Consider the following 18,606-nt stretch of genomic DNA (forward strand, 5'->3'; position numbering starts at 1 on the left):
AGAGCCTCAATTAAATATTGAGGCTCTATCCTCATGGACAGACTTTTTCTCAGACAAAGAATTTACGATCATTTTACGTTACTGCTCAACCCAAGCTTTCTATACTTTTTCCATCCCATTTTGGATGTATTGACCATGAATATGCCGATTGCCAGTTCTACAAAAATTTTCCCCACAGCATTATTATGTGAGCATCAGGACAACAATGATTTTTATCTCGAAACGCAACGATACTTAGAAAATTATCCAGAAACACGTTTTATTGATATTTGCTTACATGACTTGAATGGGCATATTCGTGGGAAACGTATTGAGGTGAATGCACTTCACTCACTGTACAAAGGTTGTTATTTCCCATTGTCGATTTATGCAATGAATTTAAATGGTCAGGTGGTGGAAGAAAGCGGTTTAGGCAAATATATCGGAGAGCCTGACCGCTTATGTATGCCCGTTTTAGGCAGTTTAAAACCTTGTGCAGATCAGCCCACCCAACATGCTCAACTGTTATTAAGTATGCAGTCGGATGATGGCTCAGACTGTATGTTAGAACCGCGTAATCTACTCAAAAAAATCTTAACTACACTGCACCAAATGCATTACTTTCCTGTCATGGCAGGTGAAATCGAGTTTTATTTATCAAATCAACAACAAGATAATCAAGCCCATCAGACCCAATGTTTCGATGTAGATACACCACATGATTTTCATCGTATTCTTCAACACATTGAGCTTGAAGCAAAGCGCCAAAATATCGAGCTCACTGCAATTGTGGCTGAAAGTGCTTCTGGACAATTTGAACTGAATATTCAGCATAGCCACAATATTTTAAAACTCTGTGATGACATCATGGCAATTAAACGCATGATTCGACAAATTGCTGTAGAGCACCATTTGCAAGCCAGTTTTATGGCAAAACCGAATATGTCCAAAGCAGGCAGTGGTATGCACTTTCATATGAGTCTACTCAACCAATGGCAAGAAAATATTTTTCAATTAGATGCAGCTAAAAAACCGAACCTGATCATGCAAAAAGTCATTGCAGGTTTAATTGGTTTGATGCCTGCATCCATGGCGATTTTGGCACCCAATGTCAATTCCTTTCGAAGATTCCAATTTGGGCATCATGTACCGCTACAAGCCAATTGGGGATTGAATAATCGTAATGTTGCCATTCGCATCCCCTGTGCAGATCAAGACAATCAACGGCTTGAATATCGTGTTGCAGGGGCAGATGTCAATCCATATCTTTGTGTCGCAACCCTATTGGTCGGTATACTCCATGGGCTACATACCCCACTCGACTTACCCAAACCTAGCCCACAATTGCAGGGCATCGATACACCACATTTCTTACCAACCCATCAGCTTGAAGCATTGCAGTTGTTCGAAAAAAATGCTGTTTTTAAACAATATTTTGGTACAGAGTTCATGCAGTTGTGGTGTGCATGTAAAAGATTTGAATATCAAACCGTGATCAATAAAATTACCCAAACAGAGCTAGATTGGGGAATTTAATTACACACTCTAAAGAATATTGCCTTGCTTAGATCCATTAATTTTTTGGATATTGATTCATAAAAAAATCCCTTTTTAAAAAAGGGATTTTTTTCAAATATACTGAAAAGTTAAAATGAATCTAGATTTTCTATGATTATTTACAGACTGATTGAAAGAAAGCCAAATTGATTTCATCATCATCCACCGTGCTAGGATCAGAAGCTTGATCATCTCGGTTAATCAATTCACCATTTTTTAAGTAATCTTCGACTAAACTAATGCTGGTCGTGCGCTCTACACAATGGTCTAAATTATGCGATAAAGTATAGTCACCTTTTTTCATTTCGAGTTCTTCATTATCGGCATCAGCAACAAACTTTGCCCAATAATCGACTGTTTTGCCTTTTTTCACCAGGCGATCCGTATCTAAATAAAAGCTTCCATCTGGATCTTTAATAATTAATTTCCAATTTTCCGCAAGTGCATACTGACTCAACATTGTTGTTATGCAGATTAAAATAATTTTTTTCATACCGTTCTCTAAAGTAAAATAAATGATGAAATATAAAACTTAAAATTCTTGCACAATTATGGGCGAATTTCTTTTAATTCTCGCTGAATAAAATGCTGAATCATTTCCCGATAAAGCATTTCGATCAAATCAGGATTCGTTCCAACATCAATGGCTTTTTGACGTACTTTATTAATCACCTGCTGTACACGTTCTGGTGACTGTACATCTTCCGCTGTACGTTTAAATCGAACCGCTTGATCCACATAATATTGGCGTGCTGCAATTAATTCAATCAATTCTTGATCCAAGTGATCAATTCGATCACGGACTTGTTCTAAAGATTCACACTTCTCTTTTTTGATCATTGGTTTTTTCTACATCCTGTGCTTCGCTCATGTGTTGAGCTCGTTCTAACGCATTTTCAGTTTTATATTTATGTTCTAACACATTACTAAAAATACTTTCAATCATCCAAACGCGATATAGACTATTAAATACGTAACGCTTTCCTTCAATACGCAATTCTAAAACTGGAAAATCGGGCTGATGCTTTTCAGCGCATTGCTGATCATTCACTTTTAATAAAGCTTCAACGTCAATCTCTGTTAAGTTTTCGATTGCTAAGTCTTGCTGGATTTGCTGCAAGTGAGGTTTAAAGGACAAATCACGCCCTTTGGTCCACACAGCTTGCAATATGTCATACATGACATCTATGCGCTGTTCTTCGGGCACACTGTAATATAGCCGTGCCATATTTAAAGTGCTTTCAGCCGTTGGACGACAAAATGGTGTAAATTTCACTTCAGAACGCTTGGAAAGACGTGTTGCCAAACTCCAGTCAAAAGCATCTCGACCGTGATAGCTCAACGGATACAAATTCAATTGAATATTATAATAATTAGCAAGTTCTTCTTTAATATAAGCCAGCAATAACCAGCTGATTGGGTCTTCTAAAGCAATATATAAATCGAGTTCTGGATGCATGGACTGGATTTCAGCAAGCTCTTCTGCATCACTCATCAAATGCTCACGCCATTCGATGTGATTGATTAAGAAAATCGGATTACCCGTCAATAATTTTTGTTGTTTTAGACGGCGAGTCAAACGCAATAAATCATCCACCGCATGATACTTTCGCCCACCAAATTCAAAATAGCTTTCTAAAATAGGAGTATGACTAAAAATGCGTTCAGGAAAATTTTGTGGTTTTTGGTGCTGACTCGCCATAACAAACAACGTTCGTAATTTTCCATACTGTTGTTGCCACAGCATATGAAAGACGTCTTCGAGTAAATAAAGAAAGTTCTGACCTGTAAGCGGTGTATTTCTCAGAATGATTTCTGCTTGTTTTAATGCTTCTGGAGAGGGTTGTTCTGGTTTTTCATCATCATAACTAAAACGGTGTTGGTTGGCTAAGATTTTGGCATCTTCTAAACAATAATTGCGCCATTCTTCTACCGTCATCCCATTGGGGGGTTCTGCCGATGTATTGGAAATAATCACCTTCAAGGGTTTTAAATCATCAGCTAAAATATCATCCAATTGCGTTAATTGTTGTACCGCAAGATAACTATACACATCATCTAAACGCAGATAGATACTCAGCCCTTGTTCCGTAGATAACACCTCTTGGCGAACCGGTTTTTGGTAAAACCAACTCGATCGGATTGGATCAAACCAACGGCGTAGCAGTGACATGGGAAGGGCCTCAAAATAAGCACTAAATAAATGAGAGAAAACTGACTGAAACTCGCTCAAGCATACCATTCATTCAATGAAGATGCTGAAAAAATTGATGCTGATCAGTCATAAGCAAATTTATAACAATTCGGTTCTGAATGATCAATATCCCAAAACCTGATAAAATTTAAACCATTAAGTCAATTCAATAAAAAAGCACCCATTTATGGATGCTTCTTACCTTAAACTAATGATCTATTTTATTTTAGCGCCTAGATTTCACGTACTGCGCCTTTTGAAGCGCTGGTGGTATGCATAGCATAAGCTTTCAAGGCTTTTGAAATCTTGCGTGGACGTTGTTCAGCAGGCTGCCAACCTTTCTCGTCCTGAACCTTACGTCTTGCAGCTAAGGTCGCCTCATCAACAGCAAGATTGATGGTACGATTTGGAATATCAATTTCAATCAAATCACCATCTTCAACCAATCCAATCACACCACCTTCAGCAGCTTCAGGTGATACATGACCAATTGAAAGGCCAGAAGAACCTCCAGAGAAGCGTCCATCTGTCAGTAAAGCACATTCTTTACCTAAGCCTTTTGATTTTAAATAACTAGTCGGATAAAGCATTTCCTGCATACCCGGTCCACCACGTGGTCCTTCATAACGGATCACAACCACATCACCAGCTTTAATTTCATGTCCTAAAATTGAATCTACTGCAGCATCTTGGCTTTCAAATACTCGTGCAGTTCCATTAAATTTTAAAATTGAATCATCAACACCTGCTGTTTTAACAATACAGCCATCTACAGCAATGTTGCCATACAATACTGCCAAGCCACCATCTTTAGAGAAAGCATGTTCAGCATTACGAATCACACCTGTTTCACGATTGCCATCCAAAGTCTGGTAATAACGATTTTGTGAGAATGCAGTTTGAGTTGGAACACCACCTGGCGCTGAGCGGAAGAACTCATATACCACTGGGTCTTCTGTACGAATAATATCCCATTTATCCAATGCATCTTTTAAGGTGTGCTCATGCACAGTGTGTACCGATGTATCTAATAAACCTGCACGATCCAATTCACCGAGAATGGACATGATGCCACCGGCACGATGCACATCTTCCATATGCACATCCTGCTTTGCAGGAGCAACTTTACATAAAACAGGCACTTTACGCGATAAACGATCAATGTCATCCATGGTAAAGTCAACACCTGCTTCACTGGCAGCAGCCAATAAATGCAATACGGTATTGGTTGAACCACCCATCGCAATATCGAGCGTCATGGCATTTTCATAAGATGCTTTGGTTGCGATCGAACGTGGTAATACCGTGTAATCATCTTGTTCATAATGGCGTTTTGCCAATTCAACAACCAATTGACCTGCTTTTTCGAATAGTTTCTTACGGTTAGCATGCGTTGCTAATGTTGAACCATTTCCTGGTAACGACAACCCCAATGCTTCTGTCAAACAGTTCATCGAATTTGCTGTGAACATCCCAGAACATGAACCACATGTTGGACATGCTGAACGCTCGTATTCTTTTACTTCTTCATCTGTAAAATTATCATCGGCTGCAACCACCATCGCATCAACTAAGTCAATTGCACGTTCTGTACCACGGATTTTAACTTTACCCGCTTCCATTGGCCCACCCGACACAAACACCACTGGAATGTTTAAGCGCATCGCTGCCATTAACATTCCTGGGGTAATTTTGTCACAGTTTGAAATACACACCATGGCATCTGCGCAGTGTGCATTGACCATATATTCGACAGAGTCTGCAATCAAATCACGTGAAGGCAATGAATACAGCATGCCATCATGCCCCATTGCAATACCATCATCCACGGCAATGGTATTAAATTCTTTTGCCACACCACCAGCTGCTTGGATTTGTTCCGCAACCAGTTGACCTAAATCTTTAAGGTGGACATGACCAGGCACAAACTGGGTAAATGAGTTGACTACCGCAATAATCGGCTTACCGAAATCTTCATCTTTCATTCCTGTTGCACGCCATAAGCCACGTGCACCAGCCATATTTCTTCCATGTGTCGATGTTTTTGAACGATAGTCAGGCATTTGTATTTCCAACATTGTTTGAGCTTGAAATGAATCAGATTCACTCTGGCTAAATAAAACTGATATAGCAATAAATCAGTCGAAATATGTACACATCATACTATAAGTTAACGTAGAACCAATGACCTTGAGTATGATCTTTTTTTAAACAAGACATGTTTACTTATATTTCAACAGGGTTTAGAGATAAATGAATATTGATATTTAATATAACGCTAACACGCCAGATTAGACACAAAACTTCTATGAATAATTTTTTATTTTTTAATAAATAATATTTATCATTTAACAATAATCACTAAATTTAATTTTATAAAAGGTCTCTATTCATAGAAGCTCAAATATTGATAATCGAAATATCATTACTTTTTTATCAAATGCTTGTGCCAGAAAGGTAAACCCCAAGCCAATCATTAACACAACTGTTTTTTCATCATTTGCGTACTTTATTGTTTTAAATCAATTGGAAATTTTTGCAATCTCATCAGCTTCTTGATTTTTTAATCAACACCTGCTCAAAAAACAAAAAACGATAATGTGGAACACATATCGTTTCTTGCTTTCGTTACCGAAATTTATAGTGGAGCAGTACGACTTACCAAGTGATATTCACACGACGGTTAGGTGCTAGACATTCAACCAGCTGGATCTTTTTATTAATCCCTGTGCACTTTTGGTACACATCTGTTTTATTTTCTGCACTGTACTGAATTTGCTCGCCACGAATGCCTTGTTGTTTCAAGAGTTCAACGACTGTATTCGCTCTTTGGGCAGATAAACGTTGGTTATACTGAAATGATCCTAAACGATCAGTATATCCAGCCACAAAAACAGGGCTATTCGCACCAGATTGTTTAATCTGATCTGCGATTTTACGAATCACTTCAGCGTTCTTTACACCATTTTTATCCGCATGATCAAAATAAAACAAAACACTTGCAGACTGCCCACCAGGGGCTAGAGTCGTTTGCTCCGTCTCAGACTGATTGTTAATCCCCCAAGCCATTAAGCCTTGGCATTGTTCACCTTTCCAATATAGATTGTCTGAACGGTATTGCTTATCAAAATCTATGCGTAATTGGCAACGCTTATATTGGTTTGAGTTAGGCTCACGAATATCCAATACATAATTCCATGTCTTAACCGCAAAAAGACCTTCAGAGAATTGAGGATTTCCCAAAATATGGCGAATCTGATCTTTGGTTAATCCCTTGTCTAAACGTGCGACATCGTCATATTCATAACGGTTCACTTGTTTTAAATAGCTGTCTTTGATTTCAGGAAAATGGATTTCTTGCGTATTTGCACTTTCGACTTCAGCAGCATGGCTCAATGACATCACAAGACCGCTGAATACACCAAACATAATTTTTTTGTTAAATGCTTTCATTTTTTCTCTCTTAAAAAATTTTCGAAGAAAAAGGAAGACCCGAAGATCTTCCCTGTCGAGTGAATTAGTCAATCACACCACTGATACCGATACGCACACTTGCATCGCCTTGAGACGCTGCAGCTACACCGCCTGTAATCGACCAACGACCATTGTCTGCAGTTTTACGTAAAGTCACACCTACCGCATTTTCACCACCGTGGTAAGCTGCGCCTGCTGCATAGGTATATTTACCTGGTACATATGGTGCTGATTCCAGAGCCATCGCAGCGGCAATACCAGCATTGGCTTTTTTCTCTACATCATCAATACGGTTGTTGGTAATACGGAATGCGTTATCCAACTTGTTACTGACATTGTCAATTTTGCTATTCAATGCTTGATCTGCTTGGTTTAATGCATCAATTGCGCCACCAACATTGTTGTATTTCGAGTCACCTACCGTATAGCTTGGAGCTGTGAAGCTACCTGTAATGTTGTCATAACCTGCCCCACCACCAAGATAATTGACTACCGCTTGGTTGGTTGTATTCAATTGACTACCATTGACAGCATCTTTAGATGTTGCATTCACTGCACCTTCTTTAACACCTGTTACTACTCGGTTGCCATCTGTGCCAGCGACGTTCACCGTTGTACCGCCAGTATCTTTTGCAACCGTCACTGGTGCATCTTTACCTGCTTGTTGAACCAAACCAACAGTACCGTTGTTAATATCATTTTTGATATTGCTAATATCAGTTGTGTTCTGATCTACTTGTTGTTGAACATTCCACAATTGACCGCCATTCACAGCATCTTTAGAACCTTGCGCAACCGTACCATCTTTCACATTGGTGATCGTTGTACCAGTTGTCCCACCACCAAGTGTGATTTTATCTTTTGATGCATCGTCATATTTAACAGCGTTGTTGGCAAGCTCATTAACATTGTTATTCACATTGTTAATTGCGCTGTCCAATTGTCCTTTGTTGACTGCATCTGTTGCATTTACTGCATTCGCAACATTTTGAATGGTTTTATTACCTGCATTGATGCCTGCCAAAGTAACACTTGGTCCACCACTAATGGTTAATCCAGTGTTGTTCAATACAACTGCGTTATTGCCAATTGTAATACCTGCATTATTCAGAACCGTATCACCCGCTTTGACAGAATCAACTGTCAAGTCTTTTGCTGTTGATACTTCATAGTTGTCTGAACCATCTGCATTTTTGCTCTTGCTGACAACAATATTCTGACCATTAGAAACAGTCGATTTAGATGTTGTTGCCGCAGTATTAATTGCGTTATCAAGCGCAGTTAATGCATCACCAACATTGGTCTGATTACCTTGAGCAACATTATAAGTTGGTCCTGTAATCGTACCGTCTGCATTTACTTTAGCGTTACCACCCAAACTGTTCACCAATGTAGTTTGAGTCGTTACAACTTGGTTACCCACCGCTTTTAACTGTGCAACGTTCACAGCATCTGAATCTACGCTACCCGCAGCAACACCGGTAATTTGACGATAAATACCGCTCGACGCATCACCAACTGCAACAGCACCAGTGCTTGACGTAGTTTTATTGATCGCGGCTTTATCTGCATTTGTTGCTACAGATAAGGCATAGCCTGCCTCACCAGCACCTGTCGTTGCAGCTGAACCGTTACCCAATACTACTGAACCAGCAACAGTTTTGGTGACATTGTTTCCAAGTACGAAAGTGTCATCTGTAAGTACTTGGTTGTTATTACCCACAGAGTAGCTGTTTGCACCATTTACAATAGTTGGATCACCAATCGCACCCGAATGATCACCAGTGACTTTGTTACCTGTACCAATACTGATCGATTGATTGCCTAAAGCTTCTGCACCAGAACCAATTGCAATTGATTGTTTACCATTGACTTTGGTGTTATGACCTAAAGCAACTGAACTATCTGCACCATTCGCAACAATCGCATTTACACCAATTGCTGTAGAGTTTAAACCACCTGCACTTGAGTCATTTGTTGTACCCAAATCACCTTTTGATGTATCGGCATTGGTATGGAAGAATTTAATACCATCAGTATTCATCTTCTGTACCGTTTGACCAATCGTTAGGCGATCTGTGGTTTCTTGACCTTGTTTGTCATACGTTAAGAACAATGAATCTTGGTTCTTATTGTCAGGTTTAGTATTTACAACTTGGTCAATAATATTCACCTTGTTGCCATTACCATCCACGACTTCCGTGATATTACTGGTAATCACTGCTTTCAACTGTTCTTCAGTCGCAGCTCTACCTTTGGTCGCAAAATCACTTGAATTTAGATCTTTATTGCTCAAACCTTGGATCGTGTCATTTGCCTTATCAACAACAACATTACCCACAGTTACTTTGTCAAAGTTAACGTCTTTCGCTGTCGCAACTTCATAGTTTGTTGAGCCATCTGCATTGGTACCCGATGTAACGACAACATTATCCCCAGCACTTATCGTGGTTTTCGCTTTAGTCGCTGAATCTTTAATACTGCTGATTGCACCATCAATCGTGTTTGAACCTGTACCACCAATATTGGTCGTTGTGATTGCACCAGTCGTTACATCTCTGGTAGTTGAACCACCAATTGCATTCTTCACGCTGTTTGCAATATCGTATAATTGGCTACCATTGATGGCATCAGTAGATGTTGAGGTCACAGCACCCGCTTTAACATTTCTGATTATTGTGCCATTTGTACCTGCTAAAGTGACATTGTTATAGTTCACACTGCCATCAGCATTTTTATCGTACTTCACTGCAAACTTATCAGTTTCACCTTGCGCTGCATTTAACGTGTTGATCGCTTGGTTAATGCTGGTTTCTGTGTTGCCACTGCTATCTTTAACTGTCAACGCTGTGTTATCTACACCTGCAATGGTATTGCCTGAACCATCTTTAACCGAAATACCATCTTTACCAATCACAGTTGAACCATTGGTGCCATTGGTTCCATCGTTCACGGTAATGCCAGTTAAGTTGTTGAGGTTTTTATTTAACTCAATTGCAACCTGACCACCTGCAACTTTCGTGGTGATGTTACTGTCTGCACCAACAACTTCAACTGCTTCGCCTAGGTTCTTCTGAACTTTAGCGCCATCTGCTGCTTGTAATGCAAAGCCTTTGCTGGTTGCTGCATTGGTTGCATCAACAACTGCATTGTTTAAGTCACCTGCGTTTACACCTTTGCTTGCATTGGCAACATCTTTGTAGTCACCTGCACTTGCAACGTTGTTCAAGCTTGTTCCACCTGTTGTGGTGATCTTGCCTGTTGTTGCATCTTGCGTGCTACTTGCAGTCGTACCTGCCAATGTGATGTTGTTGTAGTTCGCACTGCCATCAGCATTTTTATCGTACTTCACTGCAAACTTATCAGTTTCACCTTGCGCTGCATTTAACGTGTTGATCGCTTGGTTAATGCTGGTTTCTGTGTTGCCACTGCTATCTTTAACTGTCAACGCTGTGTTATCTACACCTGCAATGGTATTGCCTGAACCATCTTTAACCGAAATACCATCTTTACCAATCACAGTTGAACCATTGGTGCCATTGGTTCCATCGTTCACGGTAATGCCAGTTAAGTTGTTGAGGTTTTTATTTAACTCAATCGCAACTTGTCCACCCACTACTTTTGTAGTGATGTTACTGTCTGCACCAACAACTTCAACTGCTTCGCCTAGGTTCTTCTGAACTTTAGCGCCATCTGCTGCTTGTAATGCAAAGCCTTTGCTGGTCGCTGCATTGGTTGCATCAACAACTGCATTGTTTAAGTCACCTGCGTTTACACCTTTGCTTGCATTGGCAACATCTTTGTAGTCACCTGCACTTGCAACATTGTTCAAGCTTGTTCCACCTGTTGTGGTGATCTTGCCTGTTGTTGCATCTTGTGTACTGCTTGCAGTCGTACCTGCCAATGTGATGTTGTTATAGTTCACACTGCCATCAGCATTTTTGTCGTACTTCACTGCAAACTTGTCAGTTTCACCTTGCGCTGCATTTAACGTGTTGATCGCTTGGTTAATGCTGGTTTCTGTGTTGCCACTGCTATCTTTAACTGTCAACGCTGTGTTATCTACACCTGCAATGGTATTGCCTGAACCATCTTTAACCGAAATACCATCTTTACCAATCACAGTTGAACCATTGGTGCCATTGGTTCCATCGTTCACGGTAATGCCAGTTAAGTTGTTGAGGTTTTTATTTAACTCAATCGCAACTTGTCCACCCACTACTTTTGTAGTGATGTTACTGTCTGCACCAACAACTTCAACTGCTTCGCCTAGGTTCTTCTGAACTTTAGCGCCATCTGCTGCTTGTAATGCAAAGCCTTTGCTGGTCGCTGCATTGGTTGCATCAACAACTGCATTGTTCAAGTCACCTGCGTTTACACCTTTGCTTGCATTGGCAACATCTTTGTAGTCACCTGCACTTGCAACATTGTTCAAGCTTGTTCCACCTGTTGTGGTGATCTTGCCTGTTGTTGCATCTTGTGTACTGCTTGCAGTCGTACCTGCCAATGTGATGTTGTTATAGTTCACACTGCCATCAGCATTTTTGTCGTACTTCACTGCAAACTTGTCAGTTTCACCTTGCGCTGCATTTAACGTGTTGATCGCTTGGTTAATGCTGGTTTCTGTGTTGCCACTGCTATCTTTAACTGTCAACGCTGTGTTATCTACACCTGCAATGGTATTGCCTGAACCATCTTTAACCGAAATACCATCTTTACCAATCACAGTTGAACCATTGGTGCCATTGGTTCCATCGTTCACGGTAATGCCAGTTAAGTTGTTGAGGTTTTTATTTAACTCAATCGCAACTTGTCCACCCACTACTTTTGTAGTGATGTTACTGTCTGCACCAACAACTTCAACTGCTTCGCCTAGGTTCTTCTGAACTTTAGCGCCATCTGCTGCTTGTAATGCAAAGCCTTTGCTGGTCGCTGCATTGGTTGCATCAACAACTGCATTGTTCAAGTCACCTGCGTTTACACCTTTGCTTGCATTGGCAACATCTTTGTAGTCACCTGCACTTGCAACATTGTTCAAGCTTGTTCCACCTGTTGTGGTGATCTTGCCTGTTGTTGCATCTTGTGTACTGCTTGCAGTCGTACCTGCCAATGTGATGTTGTTGTAGTTCGCACTGCCATCAGCATTTTTGTCGTACTTCACTGCAAACTTGTCAGTTTCACCTTGCGCTGCATTTAACGTGTTGATCGCTTGGTTAATGCTGGTTTCTGTGTTGCCACTGCTATCTTTAACTGTCAACGCTGTGTTATCTACACCTGCAATGGTATTGCCTGAACCATCTTTAACCGAAATACCATCTTTACCAATCACAGTTGAACCATTGGTGCCATTGGTTCCATCGTTCACGGTAATGCCAGTTAAGTTGTTGAGGTTTTTATTTAACTCAATCGCAACTTGTCCACCCACTACTTTTGTAGTGATGTTACTGTCTGCACCAACAACTTCAACTGCTTCGCCTAGGTTCTTCTGAACTTTAGCGCCATCTGCTGCTTGTAATGCAAAGCCTTTGCTGGTCGCTGCATTGGTTGCATCAACAACTGCATTGTTCAAGTCACCTGCGTTTACACCTTTGCTTGCATTGGCAACATCTTTGTAGTCACCTGCACTTGCAACATTGTTCAAGCTTGTTCCACCTGTTGTGGTGATCTTGCCTGTTGTTGCATCTTGTGTACTGCTTGCAGTCGTACCTGCCAATGTGATGTTGTTGTAGTTCGCACTGCCATCAGCATTTTTGTCGTACTTCACTGCAAACTTATCAGTTTCACCTTGCGCATCGCTGACCGTTTTTAACTGGTCTTCTGTCGCCGCTTGACCTGATACTGCTGTTCCGTTCCAAGTAGTATTACTTAAACCTTTGATTGTATTGCTTGATTTATCTACAACAACACTACCTACAGTCACTTTGTCAAAGTTAACGTCTTTCGCTGTCGCAACTTCATAGTTTGTTGAGCCATCTGCATTGGTACCCGATGTAACGACAACATTATCCCCAGCACTTACCGTGGTTTTCGCTTTAGTCGCTGAATCTTTAATACTGCTGATTGCACCATCAATCGTATTTGAACCTGTACCACCAATATTGGTCGTCGTGATTGCACCAGTCGTTGCATCAATTGTGGTTGAACCACCGATTGCATTCTTCACGCTGTTTGCAACACCATATAATTGGCTACCATTGATCGCATCAGTAGATGTTGAGGTCACAGCACCCGCTTTAACATTGCTGATTGTTGTGCCATTTGTACCTGCTAAAGTGACATTGTTATAGTTCACACTACCATCAGCATTTTTATCGTACTTCACTGCAAACTTATCAGTTTCACCTTGCGCTGCATTTAACGTGTTGATCGCTTGGTTAATGCTGGTTTCTGTGTTGCCACTGCCATCTTTAACTGTCAACGCTGTGTTATCTACACCTGCAATGGTATTGCCTGAACCGTCTTTAACTGAAATACCATCTTTACCAATCACAGTTGAACCATTGGTGCCATTGGTTCCATCGTTCACGGTAATGCCAGTTAAGTTGTTGAGGTTTTTATTTAACTCAATTGCAACCTGACCACCTGCAACTTTCGTGGTGATGTTGCTGTCAGCACCGACAACTTCAACTGCTTCGCCTAATTTCTTGTTCACAGTCGTACCATCTTGTGCTTTTAATCCAAAGCCCAAATTGGTTAATGCTGTACCTGCGTCATCTACATACTTCTTGTTAGCAGCATCTGTGTTATTTGTTGGTGCTGCTACATTGGTAATCGCTTTACCACCAGCATTAATACCTGATGTGTTGTTAATAACAACACCACCAACCGTAACTTGGTCAGCTGTTACACCTGCATTGTTAATCGTGGTATTACCCGTTTTAACGCTACCAGTTGCTCCTAAATCTAAGTTTGGATTTAACTTAACCTGTACACCATCTGTTGTCGCAACTGTACTAATGTTCGTATCACCCGTAATCGAAACGGTGTCACCTAATTTCTTGGTATTGCTTGTGGTTGCTGTATCACCTTTAAATTTTAGACCTGTGGTATCTACAGCTGTCTTCGCATCTACACCTTTTTGAATATCGGTTTTTGTAGTCGCTGATAAGTCTACTTTATAGTCAGTGACATTATTTGCATCTTTCGTGCCTGGTGTTACGGTAACTGCTGAAGAACCTGCTGAGGCTGTCGTACCATTGGCATTTACTGTATAAACGTCTTGACCGTTTGCACCTGTCGTTTTTACTACACCAGATACATTGCTTCCAGCTGCTACTTCTGTTCTTGATGCCGCTGCTTTTGAGTCTACATAAGTCTTGTTAGTCGCATCTGTACCTGCTGTTGGTGCATTGTTTATTGTGACTTTGTTTGCGGTAACACCAGCATTGTTAATTACAGTTGAACCCGTAGTAATGCTACCTGTAGTACCTAAGTCCAATGTATTGGATAGTGCAACTTCTACTTTACCTGCATTTACTTTTGTACTGATGTTGCTGTTTGAACCAACAATATCAACTGCTTCACCTAATTTCTTGTTCACAGTCGTACCGTCTTGTGCTTTTAATCCAAAGCCCAAATTGGTTAATGCTGCACCTGCATCATCTACATACTTCTTGTTAGCAGCATCTGTGTTATTTGTTGGTGCTGCTACATTGGTAATCGCTTTACCACCAGCATTAATACCTGATGTGTTGTTAATAACAACACCACCAACCGTAACTTGGTCAGCTGTTACACCTGCATTGTTAATCGTGGTATTACCCGTTTTAACGCTACCAGTTGCTCCTAAATCTAAGTTTGGATTTAACTTAACCTGTACACCATCTGTTGTCGCAACTGTACTAATGTTCGTATCACCCGTAATCGAAACGGTGTCACCTAATTTCTTGGTATTGCTTGTGGTTGCTGTATCACCTTTAAATTTTAGACCTGTGGTATCTACAGCTGTCTTCGCATCTACACCTTTTTGAATATCGGTTTTTGTAGTCGCTGATAAGTCTACTTTATAGTCAGTGACATTATTTGCATCTTTCGTGCCTGGTGTTACGGTAACTGCTGAAGAACCTGCTGAGGCTGTCGTACCATTGGCATTTACTGTATAAACGTCTTGACCGTTTGCACCTGTCGTTTTTACTACACCAGATACATTGCTTCCAGCTGCTACTTCTGTTCTTGATGCCGCTGCTTTTGAGTCTACATAAGTCTTGTTAGTCGCATCTGTACCTGCTGTTGGTGCAGCAACATTTGTGATCGCTAACCCGCCTGCATTAATACCTGTTGTTTTATTAATAACAACACCACCAACCGTAACTTGATCAGCTGTTACACCTGCATTGTTAATCGTGGTGTTACCCGTTTTAACGCTACCAGCTGTACCTAAGTCTAAGTTTGGATTTAACTTAACCTGTACACCATCAGTTGTCGCAACTGTGCTGATATTCGTGTCACCCGTGATCGAAACTGTATCGCCTAATTTCTTAGTCGCACTTGTCGTTGCGGTATCACCTTTGAATTTTAAACCTGTGCTATCTACAGCGGTCTTCGCATCTACACCCTTTTGAATATCTGTTTTTGTAGTCGCTGACAAGTCTACTTTATAGTCAGTGACATTATTTGCATCTTTCGTGCCTGGTGTTACGGTAACTGCTGAAGAACCTGCTGAGGCTGTCGTACCATTGGCATTTACTGTATAAACGTCTTGACCGTTTGCACCTGTCGTTTTTACTACACCAGATACATTGCTTCCAGCTGCGACTTCTGTTCTTGATGCCGCTGCTTTTGAGTCTACATAAGTCTTGTTAGTCGCATCTGTACCTGCTGTTGGTGCATTGTTTATTGTGACTTTGTTTGCCGTAATACCAGCATTATTAATCACAGTCGCACCTGTAGTCACACTACCTGTTGTACCTAGGTTTAAGTTTGGATTTAATTTAACCTGCACACCATCAGTCGTCGCAACTGTACTAATGTTCGTGTCACCCGTAATCGAAACTGTATCGCCTAATTTCTTAGTCGCACTTGTCGCTGTCGTATCACCTTTAAAGGTTAAACCTGTACTATCTACAGCTGTCTTTGCATCGACACCTTTTTGAATATCTGTTTTTGTAGCAGTTGATAAATCCACCTTATAGTCAGTGACATTACTTGCATTTTTGGTGCCTGCAGTGACTGTAACTGCTGATGAGCCTGCTGAGGCTGTCGTACCATTAGCATTAACTGTGTAAACATCTTGACCATTTGCGCCTGTCGTTTTTGCGACACCTGATACATTGGTTCCAGCTGTGACTTCTGTTTTTGATGCTGCAGCTTTTGAGTCTACATAAGTCTTGTTGGTCGCATCTGTACCTGCTGTTGGTGCATTGTTTACAGTTACACTTGTAAACGTCGGTGTTGCGCTTGTAGCAACCGAATACGATATTGAACCATCAGCAGCTGTCGTCGGGGTAATGACAATATTTGATCCAGCGACTACACTTCGTTGAGTTGCTTTAATCGCATCATCAATCGTAGTTTTACCTGTTCCCCCAATATTCGTTGGAGCGGTATATGTATTGTTTGTAGCATTATAGGCAGCACCACTACCTGCACCTAAAACAGTAGCTAAACGACCATTTGTATCATCATAAGCTTTGTCTAGTTGAGCAACTGTCACAGCATCTGAAGCTGCTGAACCATCTGCAACGTTTTGAATACGGCGGTTACCAGCCGCTGTACCATTACCAACTGACACAGCTCCAACAGTAGGAGCAGCTTGTGATGTTAGAAATCCTGTACCAGTAATAGCTGATGTTGTTGAGTTTGAACCTAATGCTACACTATTATCAATAGAAGCAACTGCATTTGAACCTATTGCAGTACCAGCAACAGTTGAGCCTGTTACTTTAGAATTTACACCAATAGCTGTACCTTTTGTGGTTCCAGCAGCTGTAACGGATTGAGCACCAACAGCAACACCACTATCATTTACATCAAATGTGAGTGAATCGGCTGAAGCACCTGTCCCTAATGCAAAACTTTGCCCCCAACTTTGTGCACCTTTACCAATTGCAATAGAATTAATATCAGTTGTACCACCAGTAGCCGTAGCTCCATCACCTATTGCAATACTACCACTAGCCGATGTTTGAGCATTTCGACCAATAGCAATTGAACCCTCGGCAGCAGCCCCAGTTGATGAGGTTTGACCAATTGCGATAGAGGAAATGGCATTCGCTTTAGAACCAGCCATCAAAGCTAAAGCTCCACTACCTGAAGCTCCTGAATCTGTGCCTATTGCAATAGATGATGTATTAGATGCGGCAGCTCCTGCACCTAAAGCAATACTAGACTCTCCAGTTGCCTTACTATCAACTCCTGCAGCTAGTGCCCATTGGGCAGCTTCATTATTATGACCAACAGCTGTTCCTCCCTTACCTGTAACCTTGGAATGGCTACCGTAGACAGTTGCAGCGAGAACACCACCACCAGAAGCATTACATCCAGCTACTGTAGAATATGTACCAGAGCCATCTGTTATTGGAGCAGTTGTTCCATTTGTTTGGGCTTTATAAACAGTTGTATTTCCAGCTGATACGCAATCTGTATCATTTCTAGTCCCCTGAGGTTGCATATCTATGGTATTTGCAATCACATCAGGACTAAACGTTACCATCAAGCTAACTGTCGCAGCGCCAATAATTCCCGTTACTTTAGAAGATTTGGTTTTCCCTTTTGCCAATTCAGATACTGCAACCCATGCCAACAAAGTCGCATTCCAAATCACTTTGTAGATTTTATTCATATCGCTTTTCCTTAGGAGATGCATTTTTGGCAGTAGGTTCTGCTTTAAAAATGCATATAAAATGTACAATTTTTTTTATTTAACAATTTACATACAATGAAAGCAATCAAAAAAATGAGATATATTTCACTTTTTTTAACTTTTAAACCAATTGGTTTAATTTTTTTGAAATTAAGCTATATTATTTTACATTTTTAATATTTTACATTTAAAAAACATATAGTTATATTTATCTTCGACATTGTAAAGTTTTACTAAAATCACATTATCTTTAATTAATTATGTGACAAATTTTGTCACATTTGTTAAAAATAAATGTGACTTATTTCTCAAAATGATATTTTATTAAGTTTACATTCTTTGTGTTTACAATTTTTCTTAATAGCTTTTTATTTTTATCTTTCACTATTTTGTGTTTTTCTGAGTAATACTTATTAATTTTGTTTAGAAAAACTTTACAAAACACAAAAAAACAGATCATTATTTCAATATGTAAGAAACCATACTCTGAAAAATGATTCTAATTTTTATAAAACACAGTCTATTAAATGTGACTTAAATCACATTATTTTTTAATATCACCCATACTGCGATCAAAATCGCATCAGATTCATTAATCAAA

At 40.3% G+C, this 18,606-nt stretch carries 7 protein-coding genes; 1 reads left to right on the forward strand and 6 read right to left on the reverse strand.

The genetic code is table 11. From position 1 onward, the window contains the following. Positions 1-135: 135 nt before the first annotated feature. Positions 136-1,515 (forward strand): glutamine synthetase family protein, encoded by a 1,380-nt coding sequence (locus I9192_RS21645; RefSeq protein ID WP_010590824.1) that lies wholly within the window; start codon positions 136-138, stop codon positions 1,513-1,515. Positions 1,516-1,651: 136 nt separating this feature from the next. Here I9192_RS21645 and I9192_RS21650 read toward each other — a convergent pair whose 3' ends face one another. The 6 genes from I9192_RS21650 to I9192_RS21675 form a co-directional block, all read right to left on the reverse strand. Further along, positions 1,652-2,029: a surface-adhesin E family protein gene (locus I9192_RS21650; RefSeq protein ID WP_005034942.1), complete on the reverse strand. Its 378-nt coding sequence runs from the start codon at positions 2,027-2,029 to the stop codon at positions 1,652-1,654. A gap of 56 nt (positions 2,030-2,085) precedes the next feature. Then, entirely contained in the window at positions 2,086-2,376 is a 291-nt protein-coding gene (locus I9192_RS21655) for a chorismate mutase (RefSeq protein WP_004825764.1), read from the reverse strand. Beyond that, entirely contained in the window at positions 2,354-3,709 is a 1,356-nt protein-coding gene (locus tag I9192_RS21660; RefSeq protein ID WP_005034940.1) for a hypothetical protein, read from the reverse strand. Before I9192_RS21660 ends, I9192_RS21655 begins: the two co-directional genes overlap by 23 nt. Positions 3,710-3,963: 254 nt before the next feature. Further along, positions 3,964-5,793, reverse strand: a complete 1,830-nt coding sequence (gene ilvD / locus I9192_RS21665; RefSeq protein ID WP_005034938.1) for a dihydroxy-acid dehydratase — start codon at positions 5,791-5,793, stop codon at positions 3,964-3,966. Positions 5,794-6,388: 595 nt separating this feature from the next. After that, the gene (tpgA, locus tag I9192_RS21670) at positions 6,389-7,183 is read right to left on the reverse strand and encodes a trimeric autotransporter adhesin/peptidogylcan-associated protein TpgA (RefSeq protein WP_005034935.1); all 795 of its coding nucleotides are present in this window, start codon (positions 7,181-7,183) and stop codon (positions 6,389-6,391) included. A gap of 64 nt (positions 7,184-7,247) precedes the next feature. Further along, positions 7,248-17,984: an ESPR-type extended signal peptide-containing protein gene (locus I9192_RS21675; RefSeq protein ID WP_200150029.1), complete on the reverse strand. Its 10,737-nt coding sequence runs from the start codon at positions 17,982-17,984 to the stop codon at positions 7,248-7,250. Positions 17,985-18,606: the final 622 nt, after the last annotated feature.

The organism is Acinetobacter bereziniae (genome assembly GCF_016576965.1).
GTDB classification, from domain to species: domain Bacteria; phylum Pseudomonadota; class Gammaproteobacteria; order Pseudomonadales; family Moraxellaceae; genus Acinetobacter; species Acinetobacter bereziniae.